The sequence below is a fragment of the Rhizobium sp. R711 genome, assembly GCF_002211365.1.
GTDB lineage: Bacteria > Pseudomonadota > Alphaproteobacteria > Rhizobiales > Rhizobiaceae > Rhizobium.
Genome location: NZ_LOKZ01000005.1, coordinates 185,413 through 203,031, shown reverse-complemented (window position 1 = coordinate 203,031; position 17,619 = coordinate 185,413). Strand labels below are relative to the sequence as shown.

Annotated in this window: 17 protein-coding genes; 8 read left to right on the top strand and 9 right to left on the bottom strand. The window is 59.6% G+C overall.

Annotated features, from left to right (window positions below; genetic code table 11):
* From ATY80_RS09705 to ATY80_RS09670, 7 genes are all read right to left on the bottom strand, one after another.
* Window positions 1–1,933 (bottom strand): adenylate/guanylate cyclase domain-containing protein (locus ATY80_RS09705; protein ID WP_088692216.1); only part of this gene is annotated, 1,933 nt, incomplete at its 3' end.
* A gap of 2 nt (window positions 1,934–1,935) precedes the next feature.
* Complete coding sequence (locus ATY80_RS09700) at window positions 1,936–2,607, bottom strand: VIT1/CCC1 transporter family protein (protein ID WP_088692215.1); 672 nt, start codon at window positions 2,605–2,607, stop codon at window positions 1,936–1,938.
* Between the two features lie 408 nt (window positions 2,608–3,015).
* Window positions 3,016–4,173 carry an AI-2E family transporter gene (locus tag ATY80_RS09690; RefSeq protein WP_088692214.1) on the bottom strand — a complete coding sequence of 386 codons (1,158 nt, stop codon included), beginning with the start codon at window positions 4,171–4,173 and terminating at the stop codon, window positions 3,016–3,018.
* A 54-nt stretch (window positions 4,174–4,227) separates the two neighbouring features.
* Window positions 4,228–5,064 carry a polyphosphate kinase 2 gene (gene ppk2 / locus ATY80_RS09685; RefSeq protein WP_088692213.1) on the bottom strand — a complete coding sequence of 279 codons (837 nt, stop codon included), beginning with the start codon at window positions 5,062–5,064 and terminating at the stop codon, window positions 4,228–4,230.
* A 34-nt stretch (window positions 5,065–5,098) separates the two neighbouring features.
* Window positions 5,099–6,787 (bottom strand): SulP family inorganic anion transporter, encoded by a 1,689-nt coding sequence (locus tag ATY80_RS09680; RefSeq protein WP_088692212.1) that lies wholly within the window; start codon window positions 6,785–6,787, stop codon window positions 5,099–5,101.
* Between the two features lie 88 nt (window positions 6,788–6,875).
* Window positions 6,876–8,033 carry an HlyD family secretion protein gene (locus tag ATY80_RS09675; protein WP_088692211.1) on the bottom strand — a complete coding sequence of 386 codons (1,158 nt, stop codon included), beginning with the start codon at window positions 8,031–8,033 and terminating at the stop codon, window positions 6,876–6,878.
* The gene (locus tag ATY80_RS09670; RefSeq protein WP_088692239.1) at window positions 8,033–8,374 is read right to left on the bottom strand and encodes a DUF3302 domain-containing protein; all 342 of its coding nucleotides are present in this window, start codon (window positions 8,372–8,374) and stop codon (window positions 8,033–8,035) included. Before ATY80_RS09670 ends, ATY80_RS09675 begins: the two co-directional genes overlap by 1 nt.
* A gap of 437 nt (window positions 8,375–8,811) precedes the next feature.
* Here ATY80_RS09670 and ATY80_RS09665 point away from each other — a divergent pair, with 437 nt between their 5' ends.
* The 3 genes from ATY80_RS09665 to ATY80_RS09655 are packed head-to-tail and all read left to right on the top strand — an operon-like array spanning window position 8,812 to window position 11,592.
* Entirely contained in the window at window positions 8,812–9,126 is a 315-nt protein-coding gene (locus ATY80_RS09665; protein ID WP_088692238.1) for a hypothetical protein, read from the top strand.
* 41 nt (window positions 9,127–9,167) lie between these two features.
* A complete protein-coding gene (locus ATY80_RS09660) occupies window positions 9,168–10,622 on the top strand; it encodes a DUF3300 domain-containing protein (protein WP_088692237.1) in 1,455 nt (484 codons plus the stop codon).
* A gap of 34 nt (window positions 10,623–10,656) precedes the next feature.
* Complete coding sequence (locus ATY80_RS09655) at window positions 10,657–11,592, top strand: DUF2950 domain-containing protein (protein ID WP_088692210.1); 936 nt, start codon at window positions 10,657–10,659, stop codon at window positions 11,590–11,592.
* Window positions 11,593–11,746: 154 nt separating this feature from the next.
* Here the strand turns inward: ATY80_RS09655 and ATY80_RS09650 are convergent, their stop codons facing one another.
* Window positions 11,747–12,208: a hypothetical protein gene (locus tag ATY80_RS09650; RefSeq protein WP_189637117.1), complete on the bottom strand. Its 462-nt coding sequence runs from the start codon at window positions 12,206–12,208 to the stop codon at window positions 11,747–11,749.
* Between the two features lie 102 nt (window positions 12,209–12,310).
* On the bottom strand, window positions 12,311–14,119 hold the full coding sequence (locus ATY80_RS09645) for a hypothetical protein (protein WP_088692208.1): 1,809 nt from the start codon (window positions 14,117–14,119) through the stop codon (window positions 12,311–12,313).
* 415 nt (window positions 14,120–14,534) lie between these two features.
* On the opposite strand from ATY80_RS09645, the gene ATY80_RS09640 reads away from it, so the two are divergent.
* From ATY80_RS09640 to ATY80_RS09620, 5 genes are all read left to right on the top strand, one after another.
* Window positions 14,535–14,732 (top strand): hypothetical protein, encoded by a 198-nt coding sequence (locus tag ATY80_RS09640; protein WP_088692207.1) that lies wholly within the window; start codon window positions 14,535–14,537, stop codon window positions 14,730–14,732.
* Window positions 14,733–14,793: 61 nt separating this feature from the next.
* A complete protein-coding gene (locus ATY80_RS09635; protein ID WP_088692236.1) occupies window positions 14,794–15,438 on the top strand; it encodes an alpha/beta family hydrolase in 645 nt (214 codons plus the stop codon).
* Between the two features lie 113 nt (window positions 15,439–15,551).
* The gene (locus ATY80_RS09630; RefSeq protein ID WP_088692206.1) at window positions 15,552–16,514 is read left to right on the top strand and encodes a glycine betaine ABC transporter substrate-binding protein; all 963 of its coding nucleotides are present in this window, start codon (window positions 15,552–15,554) and stop codon (window positions 16,512–16,514) included.
* A complete protein-coding gene (locus ATY80_RS09625) occupies window positions 16,511–17,206 on the top strand; it encodes a L,D-transpeptidase (RefSeq protein ID WP_088692205.1) in 696 nt (231 codons plus the stop codon). The genes ATY80_RS09630 and ATY80_RS09625 overlap by 4 nt, the downstream gene beginning before the upstream one ends.
* Before the next feature lie 58 nt (window positions 17,207–17,264).
* Window positions 17,265–17,600: a hypothetical protein gene (locus tag ATY80_RS09620; RefSeq protein WP_245306785.1), complete on the top strand. Its 336-nt coding sequence runs from the start codon at window positions 17,265–17,267 to the stop codon at window positions 17,598–17,600.
* Window positions 17,601–17,619: the final 19 nt, after the last annotated feature.

Below are 17,619 nucleotides of genomic sequence, written 5' to 3'. Positions count from 1 at the left end.
AGAGCTCTGTCTGCCCTGTTCGGCCTCTGACGCTGACCGTTCCGATCGGCATGAAACTGAAACTCTCCTCAACCGCATCGCGGATCGAACTGCTGACAAGGATCGAGGTTCCATAGTCCCGGTTCAGACCTTCCAGCCGCGAGGCGATGTTTACCGTGTCGCCGATGGCGGTGTATTGCCGACGGGTCTCAGCCCCGACACTGCCGACAACAGCCTGGCCGGTATGCAGGCCGAAGCGGGTGACAAGTTCGGGGCGATCGGCGGCGCGATTGGAAGCGTTCATCGCGTCGATCGCTGCTTTCATTGACAAGGCACAGCGGCAGGCGTTTTCGACATGCCGCTCGTCGCGAACGGGTGCGTTCCACATCGCGAAAACAGAGTCGCCGATATATTGGACGATAGTGCCGCCATGGCGTTCCACAATCAAATTGAGGGCTTCGAAATAGGTGGAAAGCAGGGCGACGACATCTTCGGGCGAATGTCGCTCGGAGATCGTCGTGAACTCGCGGATGTCGGTGAAGAGGACGGTGATCTCCTGCCGCGAGGCGGAACCGATGGCCGATTGACCGGCGATGACAATCCTGCGGACCAGTTCGCGCGGTACATAGAGCGAGAACGTTCGGATCGTATCGCGGGCGGAGCCGAGCGCTTTCCCGAGCGCGTTGACCTCGAATATCCAGGAGTGCGACACGCGGCTCTGTCGGAATTCCAGATTGCCCAATTGTCTTGCCTCGTCGGCCAATGCATAGAGCGACCGGCTGATCAATCGGGAGATAATGATCGCGGCTATTGCGCCGGCGGCCAGGAAGGCGGCCGCGGCAACAAGGTTACGCCTCAGCGTTCGCTCGACCGGCCCGACGAGGTCGTCGAGCGGTGCTGCGATGACCACAGTGTAGTCGTTCAGCATACCGGCTACTTCCGCATGGAAGCTCTGGGCTAGATATTCGCGGCCATCCACCGGAAAGCGCGCGACATCGCCATCCGGCAACTCGCGGCCTTGCGCCAGGTTCGTGACGGCCGGGATGGCTGGGTCCGCTTCCGCGATATCTGCGGCGGATAGCACTCTCCCGCGACGAATGTTATCGCGCAGCTTCGCCATGAATGCGGGATCGGAATGGACGATCAGGCGACCAGTGTTGTCGAAGACATAGCCATGCGCCTGTTTCGAGATCGTGCCGACATCGAGAACCTCCCCCAAGGTCAACAGCATCACGTCGGCGCCGACAACGACTTGGCCCTCCCCGCCCGCAGGCGTGGCAAATGTCAAGGTGAGGTAGTTAGTTGCAGCCGAAATGTAGGGGCCGACCGACGTTGCCCGTCCCTCCGAGAGCGCGGCGCGGTACCAGGGGCGGGAGCGCGGGTCGAAGACATCGTCGCGGTCGGCACGGCGAGCGAGGGGACGAGCGTCCTTGTCGAAGAACGTCCATGTCGTCACCGGAATGCCGATGACCTTGGTGATTGTGCGAACGGCGAACGCGGCGCCGGCTGGCGCATCCAGGGCGTCGCGCCAGGTCGGATTTGCCGCAATGTTGGTCGCTTGCATGTACGTCCCGTCCGCATAACCGGCATAGACTCCGTCTATACGGAACGATGACTTCAACGCGTGCAGCAGAAGCTTCTGCTTCGCCGGTAAGTCCTGGGGAGGCGGCGTAAGCATTTGCGGAACGGCAGAGGTCGTCTCGATCGCGGCATATCCACTTGTAAAGACATTGCGGTAGTCCTCGATGGTACGCAACCCGAGCTGACGCATTTGCGCTTCGCCGGCGGAAAGGGCGGTCACCTTGCCTTGGCTATATGCCATCCAAACCAGCGGTAGTGCCGTGCAGGCAAGCAACCCGACAATGATGACGCTGAGATGCAACCGCAGGGGAAATGCCCAATCCGCTGCCTTTGTGGTTCTCGTCGCGGGCGATGGCTTGATGGGATGCTCCATACTCAGCCCCCGAGAGCGATTGCAATGCCGACCAGCACGAGGCCAAGGCAGGTCATCGTTATACCTGCATTGAGCGGTTTCGCGTCAGAAAAGCGCGCCCAGGCACAGCCTGTCAGGAAGAGCAGGGCAATCAGCAGAAAATTGCTCGTTCTCAGGGCAAGGTCAGCATTGCCGATCATGAAGAAAGGAATGACCGCGGGTAGCGATGTCGCCGATACCAGGAGAAAAACAATGAAGGCGGCGAGAAAGTCGTCTCTCGATAGGCGAAGCTTGGCAGGGCTTCCGCGCCGCGCGAGTCCCAGCATGGCTTGGTAGAGCACCTCTTCATCTGCGGCTGTGGAAACAAGTGGTTCGTCGTCGATGGGAAATTCCTTCCGAAGCGCGGATATCGCCTCTCGCTCGCTCTTGGCCGCCTTGATCTGCCTGAAGAGGCGCACGCGCCGGCTCTTGTAGAAAACCGCTCCCAGGACGAACAGCACTGCATCGATGATGCCCCACGCGACATTGCATCCGATCGTCGCGACGATCAGCTCTCGAACGTCAAGGCCTTCTTCGGTGAAGATGAGCCGCGAGCCGACCGTGAATGTCAGCGCCATGATCAGTCCGAACAGGACTTCGCCGAGAGCGTCGCCCGGATCAATGACATCCGCGATATGGGTCCTGCTCGTTTCCATCAAATGCCTGCTCCATCGCAGCGGTTGAATTCCTCAAACGGAACGATCCAACATTTCAGCGAGTACGCACTGCAAATTCTAAAATACGATTGGAGGCCGGAGGCAATCGATGAGTCGAGAGCGCGGGCGTAAGAGGCTGATGCTGAAGGCTCCCGAGATTCGTCACTTCCCTGCTTTCTCAGCAAGCGACACATTTGGCGAGCTTTTCGAATCCTATGATCTAACCGTCTGTGCGCTTGAACGCTTCCGCGCGGTAAGTCCGATCGAGGGGCGGATCCTCGAGCATGAGCGGCTTTGCCGCGACATCCAGGAGTGTTGTACTGTGGCACGCAGGGCGGGAAGCAGATGCGTTCCTGACATTGCGCAACGGCGCCTGAGACGAAATGCGTGACGAAATCCTCTCCAGAATCAGCCCGGCGCGGCGCCCTCGATGCTTTTGTCCCTGTCGTCGAGCGGTAGGGTCGCTGCCGTTTGTTCGGCAGGTGCGGAGGGCCACGCCCAGGCTCGCAGCAGTTCGTAGAACACGCTGAGGACAATGGGCCCCAGAAACAGGCCGAGCAAGCCATGCGAAAGGGTTCCGCCGATGACGCCGATGAGGATCACCGGCATCGGGGTCGATAGCCCTCGGGACATCAAGATCGGCTTCAAGACATTGTCCACGACCGTGATCGGGATCGCTACGACCGTAAAGGCGAATGCCAACGATGTCGGCCAGGAGAACCATGCCCAGACGACGGCCGGCACCAGAACGAGGCCCGGGCCGAGCTGCATCAGGCAAAGCATGAACACGAGAAAGGTCAAGGCGCCGCGTGCCGGAATGTCGAAAAAGGCGAAACACAGGCCGCAGAGCAGCGTCTGAAGGAGGGCCACGCCGATGACGCCGCGCGAGACGTTGCGAACCGTTGACCCGGCCAGCCGCGCAAAACCGACACCCCTCTCTCCGCCGATGCGGCTTGCCAATACCTGGATAGTTGCCGCGAGGCGAGGAGACATGGTGAGGAAGATGCCGGAGAGAATGATGGAAGCAACGAAGCTCAACACCCCGCCTCCGATCGAAGCCAGCTTGGCGAGAACGACGCCCATGATTTCGCGAAGAGGTGCCTGGAATTTCATGATCGTAGCAGCGAGATTGCTTGCGACCTGGTTCCAGCCGGCATAGAGGCGCTCGCCAACCACCGGCCAGCCACGTATCGCTTCCGGCGCGGCGGGCAGCGTGAAATTGTCGGTCTTCAACTGACTGACGAGGGCCTGGACTGCATCGGCAAAATTGACTGCGACAAGCGCCAATGGTGCAATGATGAGCACAAGGCATGCGATGACAATAACGGTTGCCGAAAGCGCTGGCCGATCTCCCAGCAGCCTGGACAAGGCGTCGAACATTGGGAAGAGGGCCACGGCAAGGATTGCGGACCAGATGATGATCAGCGCGAATGGCGCAACCAGTTGCAGGCTCCAATAGGCGAACAGCCCAATGATGCCGATCCGCACCAGGTCACTGACCCGTGCTTCTACGGAGATCTGCGCGGGACCAGCTTGCGCCGCTGTCCCGCTCGTTGGTTGCTCCATCGCCGTATGCCTATGCCGCGGGTTTCCATAAGGGGTGCCAGAACGGATGGTGCTTCATCGTGTCGTTTCCGGCACGACGTTTCTGAAGCCCTGATCCTCAACGTAATTCGATGGCCGCTTCTGCCGTTTTCCGAGATCCGGTGCCTCGAATTTCACGCGCTCGTAGGGGATCGACCGCAGGATGTGCGAGATGCAGTTTATCCGGGCGCGCTCCTTGTCGTCGGACGGTACGATCCACCACGGCGCGTGGTTGCTGTCCGTCATCCGCAGCATCTCGTCATAGGCCCGCGTATAGTCCCACCAGCGCTGATAGGACTCGACGTCCATTGGGCTGAGTTTCCACTGCCTGACCGGATCGTCGATGCGGCGCTTGAAGCGCCGTTCCTGTTCTTCCTCGCTGACGGTCAGGAAATACTTCAACAGAATGACGCCGCTTTCGACAATGGCCGCCTCGAAGCGGGGCGCCAGTTCAAGGAAACGCTGCGCCTTCTTCTCGCTGGCAAAACCCATGACGCGGTCGACCCCCGCCCGGTTGTACCAACTGCGGTCGAAGATCACGACCTCGCCGGCTGCCGGCAAGTGCGCAATATAGCGCTGCATGTAGATCTGGGATTTCTCGCGATCGGTGGGAGCGGGCAAAGCGACGACGCGGAACACGCGGGGACTGACTTTCTCCGTTATCCTCTTGATCATGCCGCCTTTGCCGGCGGCATCACGGCCTTCGAAGATGATAACAATCCGTGCGCCCGATTTCTTTACCCATGCCTGCAGATGCGCCAGTTCGATTTGCAGGCGCTTGATCTCCTTGTTGTAGTCCCAGGACTTGGCCTTCTTTTGCTTGCCCTTGCGTTCCGTTTGAGCCTCTTGTTTCGGATCGTATGCTTCGTCCATCGTTCCCTCCATTGTTTTATGTTGCTGTGCGCTTTCACTGTTCTGCGGAATTGCCTATCAGCGCGCGCAACGCCTCTTCCCGACCATTGAAAAGATTGTGGATGCCGATCTTCTTGATGACCCCGGCACGCTCAAGAATGCCGCGGCTTTCCTGGCTAAGATCGGCGATGGCAAAGACGATATCCCGTTTCGCCAAGGCGTCGGCCACGGCATCGAGTGCGACGGCGCCGGTGCTGTCCACGTGCGTGATGGCGCTGGCGTCGAGAACGAAGCACTTGGTTCCGGGGGCGAGCTCTCGGGCGACCGCTGTGAGCCGCATGCGGACATAGTCGGCGTTGTAGAACAGGATATTGCCCTGGATCGCGAAGACGGCAGCCCCTTCGACAGGGCGAGCTTCCGGGAAACGGGCGAGGTCGAAGAAACCGTGCCGACCTTCAATGTGGCCAAGGAGGCCGTCACGCGGAAACATCGTCTTGTGCAGGAGGTAGACGAACGTAGCGGCAACGGCAACGACCACGCCGTTGAGGACGCCGAAGCTGATTGCGCCCCACATGGCGATAAGCGCAAAGACGAACTCCATGCGGCTGATGCGCCAGATCTTCTTGAGTTCCTGAACGTCGATAAGACTGATGGCCGCGGTTGCAAGGATGGCAGCGAGTGCGGGGATCGGCAGGATCCGCAGGGCGCTGTGGAGGAATACAAGAGCTGCAACCAGAGTGGCGGCGGAGACCAGTCCCGCCAGCTGGGAGACGCCGCCCGTCGACAGATTTATGGCGGTTCTCGAGTCCGACATGCTGATGGGAAATGAACCGAACAGGCCGGGTGCAATGTTGGCTGCGCCGAGGCCGATCAGTTCCTGGTTCGCATCGACATCTTCACCGGTGCGCGATCCAAAGCTTCGCGCGGTTACGATGCCGGCGCCGAAGCTCACCAGGAAGATCACAGCCGAACCAAGCACGAGCTGATCAAGCGGCATCTGATGGACTGCCGGCAGGGAAAAGCTCGGGAAGCCGCTTGGGATATCGCCCACGACGGCCATGCCGTGTCCGCGGAAGTCGAAGAGCGCCGAGAGAACGACGGAAATAACAACCACGAGAACTGGACCCGGGATCTTGAGGTTGAAAGCCTTCACAATCCAAAGCAGCGCGAACATTGAGAGGCCGAATAGAAGTGACGGCCAGTGGATCAAGGCGGCCTTGCGGAGAATCTCGACGACAGGCGCAAGGAGACCGTCGGATTCGATCTTTACACCCGTGAAGCGGCTGATCTGCCCGACGAGGATAGACAGCGACACCCCGGCAAAGAAGCCGACCAGGATTGGACGTGACAGGAAACTCGCGAGGACGCCAAGCCGCAGCAGTTTTGCCAAGATGCAGAACACGCCGACGCCAAGAGCGAGCGCCGATGCGATGGCAACGCGGTCGATGTTGGCCGCAGCCGGATCGGCTGCAATGATGGCGGCCATCGCGGCCGCAAGCACCGTCATCGTGGCGGCATCCGGGCCGACGATCAGGAGGCGGGACGGGCCGAAGATTGCATAGGCGATCGGAGCGACGATGCTGGCATAGATGCCGGTTTCCGGCGGCAGGCCAGCAATCGCCGGATAGGCGATGGCGCTCGGCAAACCCACAGCGGCGATCGATAACCCGGCAGGGATATCGCTACGAAGCCAGTCCTTTTTGAAACCGGCCAGGCCCCGCAACACTGGTAGGCTGCCTATCACCTCGGGCTCCCTTTGCTCTCTCGTGGTTGATCTCCAAGCTTGTCCGGCCGCCGAACCCAAGCAGCGGCCGGAAAATTGCTGATGCGTTTCAGTGTTCGAGGAAGACGTAGTTCATCCAACTGCTCATACGCAGCAGGACCTTCCGCAGGAGAGCGACGTGGTGAAAGTAGTGTGTGTAGACTGCTACCTCAGCGACCACACCGCCGGGCAGTTGGTATTCGTCGGTGCTCTCCAGAATTTCGATACGTGCCAGCGTCTGCCCCGGCGATCTTCGTTCGGGCGACTGCGGATCGATCAGGGCGCCGCCCGGCTGTAATTGGCCTTGCGCCATGACGTCGATGACTTCCTCGACGCGCGCCTTGAAGATCTTGCCGGGCACGGCTTTGAACGCGACTTCGGCCTCGTCGCCGACCCGCACGCGCTGGAGCGAGTTCTGAATGAAGGCGGCAGCCAGCATCCGGTCCTCGCTGTTGATGAAGACCATCACCGGTCGCAAAGGCAGGGGATTCGCCATCATGCCGGGACGTAGGAAAACCTGCGTCACGTATCCGTCGCTCGGCGCGCGCACCGTTGTCTGGTCGAGCTCGTACTGCGCGTTTGCCAACTCGGCCTCCAGCCGCGCGACCGTGGGATTCGTACCGTTGATCTCGGACTCATAGGCGAGCTTTGCTTGTGCTGCCTGAGCAAGGGCCGTGTCGACGGCGGCCTCAGCAGTCAGGTAGATCCCGCGCCGGTTCTCGACTTCGAGTTCCGAGTAGACGGCGCCTCTGCCGCTAGATTTTGCATTTTCATTCGATGCTTGGAACTTCTCGAAGGCTTGCAGCGAGCGATCCCTTGACGCTTCCGCACCGGTTACGGCCGAATTGGCGGCGTCGAGAGCAGCCTTCAGCTGGAGGACGGTCTGCTTGGCTTCCGCAAGAGACGCCGTTTTCTGATCGACCGTATACTGATAGGGGCGGGGATCGATCCTGAAGAGAACATCGCCCTTTTTCAGCGGGGCGTTCGGCGTGACCGGCACCTCTATGACCTGACCTCCCACGACGGGGATGACTGGAGCCGAGGTAAAGTAAATACGCCCATCGCTGGAGTAGGGATGGTTGTAGCTCATGAGCAGCACCAGCCCAGCGATGATGAATATGCCGCCAAGAACAGCCGTCGCAAGCGACCACTGGTTCACCGGAATCCTGAACAGCTTGAAGATCGCGAAGCAAAATGCCGCATAGGTCAGCATCAGGAGTAATTCCATCAGACTTTCTCCTTCTCTACCGTGGGCGCCTCGAGTTCCGCGAGCCGTGCGTGGAGGCGGGCGATTTCGGCATTGGCTTCGGCCTCGGCCGACAGCTTGCCGTCTGCCCGGATGCCCCAGCCGCGATCCTCGCGATAAATGGTGGCCCAGATGAACAGGAAGGGCCAGATGACGTGCAGCGTAAACAGGCTCACCCATCCGGCAACATGGATGGCGTCCTGGTGCGGATGGTTTCTGGCCTTGGCGATCAGGTGCGGGATGTCGTGGATTGCGATCACCGCGTAGAACAGCGTGACCACGACGAACACCAACACGCCGAGTGCAAAATAATCGAGAAACACGGTCACTCCTTTTCGGCCGTTCACCGAACCGTCCGGTCGTATTCAAGATGGAAATAGTAGACCGGCCCGGTCGCGAACGCCCGTAGCATCACGTAATATCTATCGAGCGTCGTGTGGCTCGGCAGGCAGTCCGGATTTCAGTGATCAGGCGCGGCGGTTCGTGGCAGCGTGTTTCGTTGGCCTCGGGTGTCAAATTGCAGGGGAATTCATCTTCATCGGGATTGAAGAGTGTTCCGACCGACTTGCCGGCGGTTGCGGAGGTTCTGCGGATATTGCGACTTTGGCACTCAGAATGTCGAGACGCGGGCTATCACTGACGTAGGTCCGGTCCATCACGAGCCGTCACGCGTAAGTTCGCGTATTTTACGTCTCCATCCTAAGTAGCTGTAATACAATACTTCAATCTGCTTGACGCGAGTATGACAGCGGGGGGCGGCATGACGTCGGGAGAAAGCAATTCGACACACTTGTCTGCCTTAGGGATCGCCGAGGCGCAGTTTCCTGCGCAGGCCGCGAGGGTACGGCATCTTTTCGAGATGAACGAAACGTTCCGCACGATGTGTGAAGACCTCGCTTCCGCCGCCGAAGCTTTGGCGCATGTGGAGCGTCTGCCGGAGAGTGTTAGAGAGAGCCGACGGCAGGAGTATGCGAGCCTTGTCGATGCGCTCATCGCTGAAATCGGCGATGCTCTTTCCCAATCGAAAGTCGTCATGCTCAGGCGGTCGGGCGAAGCAAAACCCAGGCCGCAGTGAGATTCATCCGAACCATTTTTTTGTAAGGAGGTCGGCGCATGATGAAAGCAGGATCCCTCAGATTGCTGGCGGGGCTTTCTGCCCTGGCAATCTTTTCCATGCATCCGGGACCACCGGCATATTCACAGACCACGACCCCCACACCAAAGCCTGCGTCGGCAGAGACGGCGGCGCCCACCGAGCCTGAACCGGATCTCCTCTCCGAGGACGAGATGGAAGTGCTTGTCGCCCGCATCGCGCTTTATCCGGATGAGCTCGTCGCCGCGATCTCTGCAGCATCGCTGTTTCCGCTGCAGATCATCGAGGCTCAGCGCTTCCTGGAGGCGAAGAAAAAAGATGCCAATCTCAAGCCGAAGGACGACTGGGATGGGAGCGTCATATCGCTTCTGAATTATCCTGACATCGTCAAGATGATGAGCGAGGATCTCGATTGGACTCAATCGCTTGGCGACGCGCTAACCAACCAGCAAAAAGATGTGCTGATCGCCATCCAGCAGCTTCGCGACGAAGCGGTGGCGAAGAATGTCATCAAGACCGACGACAAGATCACCGTGGTGACCGAGAACGAGAATGTCGTCATTCGACCGACCGATCCGGAGAAGGTCTATATCCCGCAGTACCCGCCTGAAATGCTGTACGAACCGGGCTATGCGGCCGAACCGATATCCTATTATCCCAATTATTACGACAACTACTATTACCCGGGCGCCGGATTCTTCGCGGCCGCAGTGACGGGCGTCGCCTGGGCGGCAATCGTCAATTGGGACGATTGGGGCGTCTGGGGCGGCAACTGGGGCGGCGACCTCGATGTCGACTGCAACAACTGCTTCAACGACCGGAATTTCAACGGCAAGGTCAACTGGAACGACATCGATTGGACAAAAGTGGATCGCAGCAAGCTGAATATCGACAGGGATCAGTTCGCCAACATCGATCGCTCGGCGATCAAATCCAGCCTGCAGTCCGATAATCGCAACCAGCTCAAGAACAAGGTCAGCGACCGACAGGCAAACCGCGGCCAGGGAAGCAGAAATGTCAGCGCCCGCGCCGACGATATCCGCAAGAATACGACGGAGGGCCTGAAGGGAAATCCGAGAGCGGGGAACATTGCCGCGAACCGGCCGGGGGCATCGCGCCCGGATGCCCGCCCAGGTAACGTCGCCAATCGCCCGGATGCCCGTCCGGGGAATGCAGCCAACCGACCGGGCAACGCAGCCAACCGTCCATCAAAGCCGGCAGCCAAGAATAGGCCAAGCGCCCCGAAGATGGCGGCACGACCCGACAATCGTTCGCGCCAACCCAACGCCCTTGGCAACGTGCAGTCCGGCCGGCGTGAGGCGGTGGCTTCCAAGCGAGGCGGACAGAGCATGGGAGGCGGGCAGCGCGGTGGCCCACGTCCCTCTGCCCAACGCTCGCGCCCGATGCCGCACGGCGGCGGCGGCCGCGGCGGTGGCGGTCGTGGGGGCGGCGGTCGCGGTGGCGGCGGCCGGCGATAGGGTGTCCCGCTATTCAGATTTCCGGAGATAAACTATGAGACCACAGTTGAAATTGATCCCGCTGTTGCTCGGAACGGCTCTCTCCCTGGCGTGGGCGGCCCCATCCATGTCGCAGACCCAGACGGATCTTCAGGAGTTCGAGGCTGGTACGCCACCGTCTTTCGATGATCCATCGGCGGCGCTTCAACGGCTCAAGACCGTGTTGAGTGCCAATGATATCGATGGCTTGGCTGGCCTTCTCGGCCTGGACGCGGCCAAGCTGCGATCCAGCAACGAGGCGATGATAAGCTACGGAACGATCCGTGAGGGTGCTGCACGGCAATTGCAGTTGCAGGATATCGGCGATCGCAAGGTGGTTCTGATTGGTGACGTCCTGTGGCCGCTGCCCTTTCCCCTCTCGAAGAGCAAGGACGGCAAATGGGCTTTCGACACTGAAGTCGGCCTGCAGGAGATCGTCAATCGGCGCGTCGGCCAGAACGAACTCTCGACGATCCAAACGATGCATGACTATGTGAATGCCCAATACGCCTACGCGCAAATCGACGAGGACGAGGACGGTCTCTTCGAATTCGCACAGAAGCTGATCAGCACCCCAGGCAAGCGCGACGGCCTCTATTGGGAGCCTGGTGCCTTCGATGAAGAGAGCCCGGCCGGACCGTTGGTCGAAACGGCCGCCTTCAGCAAGGCGAAGCGTGGCGAAGGCTACTATGGCTACCGCTATCGCATCCTGACGGCTCAGGGCCCGAACGTGATCGGCGGAAAACAGAGCTACATTGTCAATGGCAACATGACGGGTGGTTTCGCGCTGATCGCCTGGCCGGTCAAGTATCGCGTGACTGGGGTTCAGACCTTCATCGTCAACGGTGCCAATATCGTCTATCAGCGGGACCTGGGACCGCAGACGGAGGAGCGCGCAGCAGCGATCAAGGAGTTCAATCCTGACGACAACTGGACGATCGTGCGCGATTGAGATCGGGGAGTTTAAAGTGGGGGGCAGAAGGAGCCGCGCGGAAACGCGCGGCTTTTCTCGTGCCTGTTTCGCTCAATATGAGGCAACCGGGAAGTCCAGCGCCGACATTGCGATCCTCGCAATCGGTGCAACGGTAACTACACTCACTGGCTCGCTAGTCGACGGGCGGTTCCCAGGTCAGGAAAAAGCCGACGTCGCCGGGAATGCCACCGGGGAAATTGATGATCGCCGCCTTCAAGCCGTAACCCTGGGGCTTTGCGACCGTTTCAAAGAGCTCGTAGATTTCTTTTGCCTTGCCTTGCAGGCTATTTTGCCAGCCCGGCAGGTTGTTGTTGATGCCTCGGCCGCTGTCCGTGCAGAGGCTGGACGGGAAGCTGTAGATCATTGCTTCGTATTTTCCGTCCGCGGCCGCCTTCATCACCAAGCGCTTGATGACCGCGCGTTCGGTGTCGCCGATATGCTTCTGGAAAAAATCCTCGACGAATTCCGCATGTTTCGTCGCCTCACGGTCCTTTATCTTCTGGTCGCGTTCCATCTCCGCGAGCTGAAGTTCAAGCGCACGCTTGCGCAAATCTTCGGCACTGGTCATCGACTGAGGGGTCTCGCTTGCAGTCATCGCCATGTCCTCCAAGGTTTTCCAAAGGATAAGGTGAGTACGGACGTTAAGGCAGTAAAATACACGTCGGATGGGGTAGCATACGGTATGCTACGTCGCGACCTATTGGCTGCCGATCATGCCATCGGCAGGAGGGATTGCGATGCCGGAGGCGCGCAGGCCGTCGAGGAAGCGCTCCTGGTCTTGCGGACGATGAAGACGCAGCGCCACTTCCTTGCGAATGTTACCGAGAAGCACCGGATCATTCGTCTGGAGCCAGTCCCGCTCGCGCCGTGCTTCATCAAGTTTGCCTGATGCGCCGAGTACGGCTAGCAGAACAAGATGATGCATTGGGTTGTGTTTCAAATCGGCCATGCGGGCCCAAAGTTCAGCTGCCTGATTGTCTCCCCTGATATAGGCGCATAGGGCCAGGCCGACCTCGTAATATCCTCTCGGGCCGGGATTTCTGCTGATGGCACTGGACATCAGTTCACAGCCCGTATCCCATTTCCCGGACATTGCGAGCCGGAAGCCATACTCGCCTGCGACTTCGGTGTCGTTCGGGTTGATGGCATAGGCTGCAGACCCCGCGCGCAATGCGGTATCGACATCGTTGCTAAAGAAGCTTGCCAGCATCAGGGCCTGCAATGCGCGCGCGTTTTGTGGGTCAAGATCCACGGCTCGCTTGGCAGCATCGACCGCCTGCGCCAGCGGGTGCGGCGACTCGGCTTTGACTTTGTAGTGGAAGCGCACTTCATCGAGATAGGTCAGCGAGAGCAGAGCCCAATAGCTGGAATAGGTCGGAAGTCGCTTGGTTGCCCTCTCCAGGCAGTCTCTCACCGCAGCATGCTTTTGCGGATCGAGCTCGGCCCGATACGCATAATACGACAGCGCACATGAATAAGCTTCCCAGTCGCCGCTGTCAGGCTTGATGGCTTCGGCGGCGTTCGTCTGGAAAATGATGCCATATGGCTGCGCAACGGTGGTCGCAATGCTCTGTGCGACCTCGGTTTGCACTTCCAACGAGCTGCGGTCGCGAAGGTCTGCATCATAATTGTTTGCCCAGAGTACGGCGCCATCTGCCTGTCGGGTGAGCCGCACGATCAGCCGCATTTTGTCGCCTTCGATACGAACGCTCCCTTGCAGTGCGAACCGAGGCTCTCGTGCCTCCGCTCCCGGCTCCGCGCCGGGGGCAATCACAAGAATCTCCCTGAACTTCGTAAGTTGACCGATGATTTCATCAGTCAGGCCTTGGGCGATATCCGCCGTGGCAGCCTTGCCTGGAACATTCTGGAATGGCTCGACGATGACCCTGGGTTGCGCGCCGTCGTTTGAAACAGAAGCTGCGGGCAACAGCGATGAGGTGACAAAGGGAAGGAGCGGCGGATGAACGAAGCTGACAATCCCTATAATCAGCGCAGATGCGGGTACGACAAGCCACATCCAAGCCCGCTGGCGGGCGGGGGCTAGCTCGACAGGCGTCGGCGTCCGCGTCGGTGCAGCGGGCTGCAATTCTGATTGCTCGCCACGATCAGATGCCGCTTGAACAGCGGGTCCGCAGCCGCCTTCGGCGTAATCGAAGGATGGTACATACCCGCCCTTTGGTATCGTCACAACGATGCTGTCGGCGTGGCCGGCGACCAGGTAGTAGCGTTCGAGCGCCCTACGGATCCGGCCGGCTTCGATCCTGACGACGGGATCGTTTTGAGCGTCGAAGGATGTGTCCCGTGCGAATACCTCTTGTGCAATTGTGTATGCCTTCAGGTAGTCTGCACGGCCCGAAAGGGTCTCTTCGACAATGAACTCAAGAAATCGGCGGCCCCGATCGGGGGCATGAAACTCGCCACTGGAGAGGATGCGCTCGATCTGATCATGTACTTCATTGATCGTGGGATTGGCTGCCCCATCCCTGCTTGCTCGGGAACTTTGCATTGCAGGCGCCCTCAGACTGTTCGGTTGCTCAGTCCTTTATGTGTATCTGATTATATATTAAATCTTCTAAATCAGATGGTTGCAATACAAATTGTTGGTCTACTCTAAGAGGTTGGCTTTTTGATTTGCGGCGCAAAGGTTTTCATGAGTAAACCTGCCGGGAGGAGCCACGGTCACCGAGGAAGCGCAGTTTAGGCCGCGGTTGATCGTGGGGAGGGGCGTCTTCTGATGGTGTACAGGTCTAGTTGCTTAAGGGTAACGACCGGCCGTCACCGGGGCTTCTGTGCGGAGTTTCAGTCGATATCCGATGTATTGGTGCTGTATCCCGTGCGGTTGGCAGGCGGGAAATGTTGTCGGGCATGGTCGGAACATTTAGCGCGGTCGCAGGTTGCTTCTGTAAATTAGGAGCGAAGCGATGCTGATTCTTGAAGAAATTCTACTCGTTTCTGCCGATCGGGTGGCGTGCTGTCGCGGTCAGCTTGAGTTGGACCTCGACCAAATGATCCAGGAGCTCGAGCGGTCTGGCTTCTCCCGCAAAGAGATCCTGGTCGCCATGAGCGAAATGATCAGCGAAGAATTCTCGGCGCTTCCCGACATGCCGAAATTCCATTGACCGATTATCATCTCGCTCGTTCGATATGGTGAGGCCTCGCTCATTGCGCTATGACATCGCAATGAGCGAGACGTTTCTGATCACCGGCCCGGACAATCCCTCAGCCACCATTCTGCTTGCTCACGGTGCCGGCGCGCCGATGGATTCGAAGTCAATGACTGCTGCCGCGGGAGCGCTTGCGGCAAGTGGGTTTCGCGTTGCACGTTTTGAGTTCGCCTACATGGCCGCGCGTCGCACGTCCGATGCGCGAAAGCCACCGCCGAAAGCCGAGACTCTGATTCCCGAATATAGGGAGGCTGTAAAGGCGCTCGCGAACTCCGGGCCGCTGATTATCGGCGGCAAATCGATGGGTGGACGAGTGGCGAGCATGGTCGCCGACGACCTGTACGAGCAAGGCTCGATCTTTGGATTGTTGTGCCTCGGCTACCCCTTTCACCCACCCGGCAAGCCACAACAGCTGCGCACGGCGCACCTTAAAAATCTGCGCACGCCGGCGCTTATCTGCCAAGGGACGCGCGACGAATTCGGAACGCGCGAAGAGGTGTCGACTTACTCTCTTTCTTCTACAATATCAGTCCTTTGGCTTGAAGATGGCGATCACGACCTTGCTCCGCGCAAGAAAATCTCCGGCTTCTCGGTCGCCGATCACCTCGCCACGATGGCGGCGCGCGCGAAGGCTTGGGCAGACGAAAGCTGCCTTCGGTAGGCCCAAACGTGAACGTCAACTCGACTTGACGGATGTAGGCGCTTTATGCATGTTCGCCTGTAAGATGTAACGTGCATTCTACGATCCTTTCTCGCATGTTTTGGGGGGCAGGCATGACGAAGTGCGTAGCATGTTCAGGGCTCTTCTCATCCGTCTTTGCCGCAGCGCTTGCGATGAGCAGTGCCGTCTTCGCCGCCGATCTCGTGATCGCGATGCCGAACTGGCCTTCCGGGCAGGCGACGGCGAATATTCTCAAGGTTAGCATCGCCAAGGAGTTCGGACTTAATGCCGATGTGGAGGAGCTTGGGACGCTGCTTGCCTTCAACGGCATGGAGAACGGCACTGTCGACATCCAACCGGAGGTCTGGCAACCCAATCTCGAGAACGTCATCAAGGCCTTCGTCACCGAAAAGGGCGTCGTGGTTCTCGCCAAGCATGGCGTGCCTGCATGGCAGGGCATCTGCGCGACACCGGCTGCCGCCGAGAAGGGCCTAAGGTCGATCGCCGATCTCAGCGATCCGGAAAAGACCAAGATTCTGGATACCGACGGTGATGGCAAAGGCGAGATGTGGCTCGGCGCGCCGACATGGTCCTCGACGGGGATCGAGCGGGTGCGGGCGAACACCTACGGCTATGCCAAGAACCTGACGCTGGTCGAGTCGGAAGAAGAAGTCGCGATGGCGGGGCTGGATATCGCGATCGCGACGAACCAGCCGCTGGTCTTTGCTTGCTACGCACCGCATTTCATTTTTGACCTGCACAAGATCGTCCGCCTTACCGAGCCGCCGCACGATGCCAGCAAGTGGAAGCTCGTCGGTGCCAACGACCCACTCTGGATCACCAAATCCTCGGCATCGACGGCCTGGGACACCGCCGATTTCCGCATTGGCTACGCTGCGGCTTTCGCGAAGAGACATCCTGATATCGCAGCGTTCCTGGAGAAGGTCGATCTGACGCCAGAGGAAGCGACCGCGATGAGCTATGCGCTCGAGGTCGAACGCGTACCGCCGCTCGACTACGCGAAAAAATGGGTCGCGGACAATGCGAAGCGCGTGGATGGGTGGGCCAACAAATGACGGCAAGCGACAGACTTCCGGCGAAGACGAATGAGGTTGGACGGCGCAAACTGACCTTGGCTCTGATCGCGGCCGCCGTCTGTGTTGGCCCTCTTGCTGCCTGGGCGCAGACGCAGATCTACGATTCCAAAACGCACACCTGGGTCAACTACGACAAGAAGAAAGCGCGCCAATATTACGCGCGCAACAACCAGGCGCCGGAAGCATTCCGGATGCAGACGGTGACGTTCCGAACGGCAGAGCCGCCCGGCACAATCATCATCGACGGCAACCAGCATTTCCTCTACCTCGTTCAGCCGGGCGGACAGGCTATCCGCTACGGCATTGGCGTCGGCCGCGAGGGCTTCGGATGGGCCGGGATCGTGCGAGTGGGCCGGACAGCGGAATGGCCGACCTGGACGCCGCCGGCTGAAATGGTGGCGCGCGATCCGAATGCGGCCAAATGGGCCGCCGGGATGCCGGGCGGTCCGGAAAATCCGTTGGGTGCCAGGGCGCTCTACCTCTACGAAGGCGACCAGGACACCATCTATCGTATTCACGGGACCGCAGAGCCCTGGACCATCGGTCTCGATGTGTCTTCTGGCTGCATCCGCATGAACAATGACGACATTGTCGACCTTGCGTCACGGATCAAGATCGGCGCCAAGGTCATCGTGCTGATGCAGGGGGCTGCACTCTACAAAGGTGTCTGAGTATGGGCCGGCTCAACGCCGGAGAGGGAACAAATCACACGAGTCGGGGGACACGGTTTTGTGGAAAAACACCGCGAAGAAGATTTCGATCGGCCGGATGATGGCGGCAATGACAAGCGTCGCGCTCCTCGGTGCCTGCACGCCACCGACGCCGCCCGCGCCTGAAAGCATGGCACGCACGACGCTGCAGACCGCTCCCGCTGATCTGCAACTGCTCTGTGCCAATTCGGCGGCCGGGGTTGCCGGTCCGAACGCCAAGGTATTGCCCACGGCCTCCCGCCAGTTGCCCGACGGAACCTTCGGCGTCGACCTCGATGCCGGCGGCAAGAAATTCTCGTGCGTCGTCGATAACAACGGCACGGTTCGGTCGGTGCAGCCGGCGCAGTCCGGATGATGGTATGCCCTGCCGGGCG

Excerpts from the sequence above, each read along its gene's own strand:
- ATY80_RS09700 (WP_088692215.1), bottom strand. The coding sequence starts at position 2,607 with ATGGAAACGAGCAGGACCCATATCGCGGATGTCATTGATCCGGGCGAC.
- ATY80_RS09690 (WP_088692214.1), bottom strand. The coding sequence starts at position 4,173 with ATGGAGCAACCAACGAGCGGGACAGCGGCGCAAGCTGGTCCCGCGCAG.
- ppk2 (WP_088692213.1), bottom strand. The coding sequence starts at position 5,064 with ATGGACGAAGCATACGATCCGAAACAAGAGGCTCAAACGGAACGCAAG.
- ATY80_RS09675 (WP_088692211.1), bottom strand. The coding sequence starts at position 8,033 with ATGGAATTACTCCTGATGCTGACCTATGCGGCATTTTGCTTCGCGATC.
- ATY80_RS09665 (WP_088692238.1), top strand. The coding sequence starts at position 8,812 with ATGACGTCGGGAGAAAGCAATTCGACACACTTGTCTGCCTTAGGGATC.
- ATY80_RS09660 (WP_088692237.1), top strand. The coding sequence starts at position 9,168 with ATGAAAGCAGGATCCCTCAGATTGCTGGCGGGGCTTTCTGCCCTGGCA.
- ATY80_RS09655 (WP_088692210.1), top strand. The coding sequence starts at position 10,657 with ATGAGACCACAGTTGAAATTGATCCCGCTGTTGCTCGGAACGGCTCTC.
- ATY80_RS09650 (WP_189637117.1), bottom strand. The coding sequence starts at position 12,208 with ATGACTGCAAGCGAGACCCCTCAGTCGATGACCAGTGCCGAAGATTTG.
- ATY80_RS09645 (WP_088692208.1), bottom strand. The coding sequence starts at position 14,119 with ATGCAAAGTTCCCGAGCAAGCAGGGATGGGGCAGCCAATCCCACGATC.
- ATY80_RS09640 (WP_088692207.1), top strand. The coding sequence starts at position 14,535 with ATGCTGATTCTTGAAGAAATTCTACTCGTTTCTGCCGATCGGGTGGCG.
- ATY80_RS09635 (WP_088692236.1), top strand. The coding sequence starts at position 14,794 with ATGAGCGAGACGTTTCTGATCACCGGCCCGGACAATCCCTCAGCCACC.
- ATY80_RS09630 (WP_088692206.1), top strand. The coding sequence starts at position 15,552 with ATGACGAAGTGCGTAGCATGTTCAGGGCTCTTCTCATCCGTCTTTGCC.
- ATY80_RS09625 (WP_088692205.1), top strand. The coding sequence starts at position 16,511 with ATGACGGCAAGCGACAGACTTCCGGCGAAGACGAATGAGGTTGGACGG.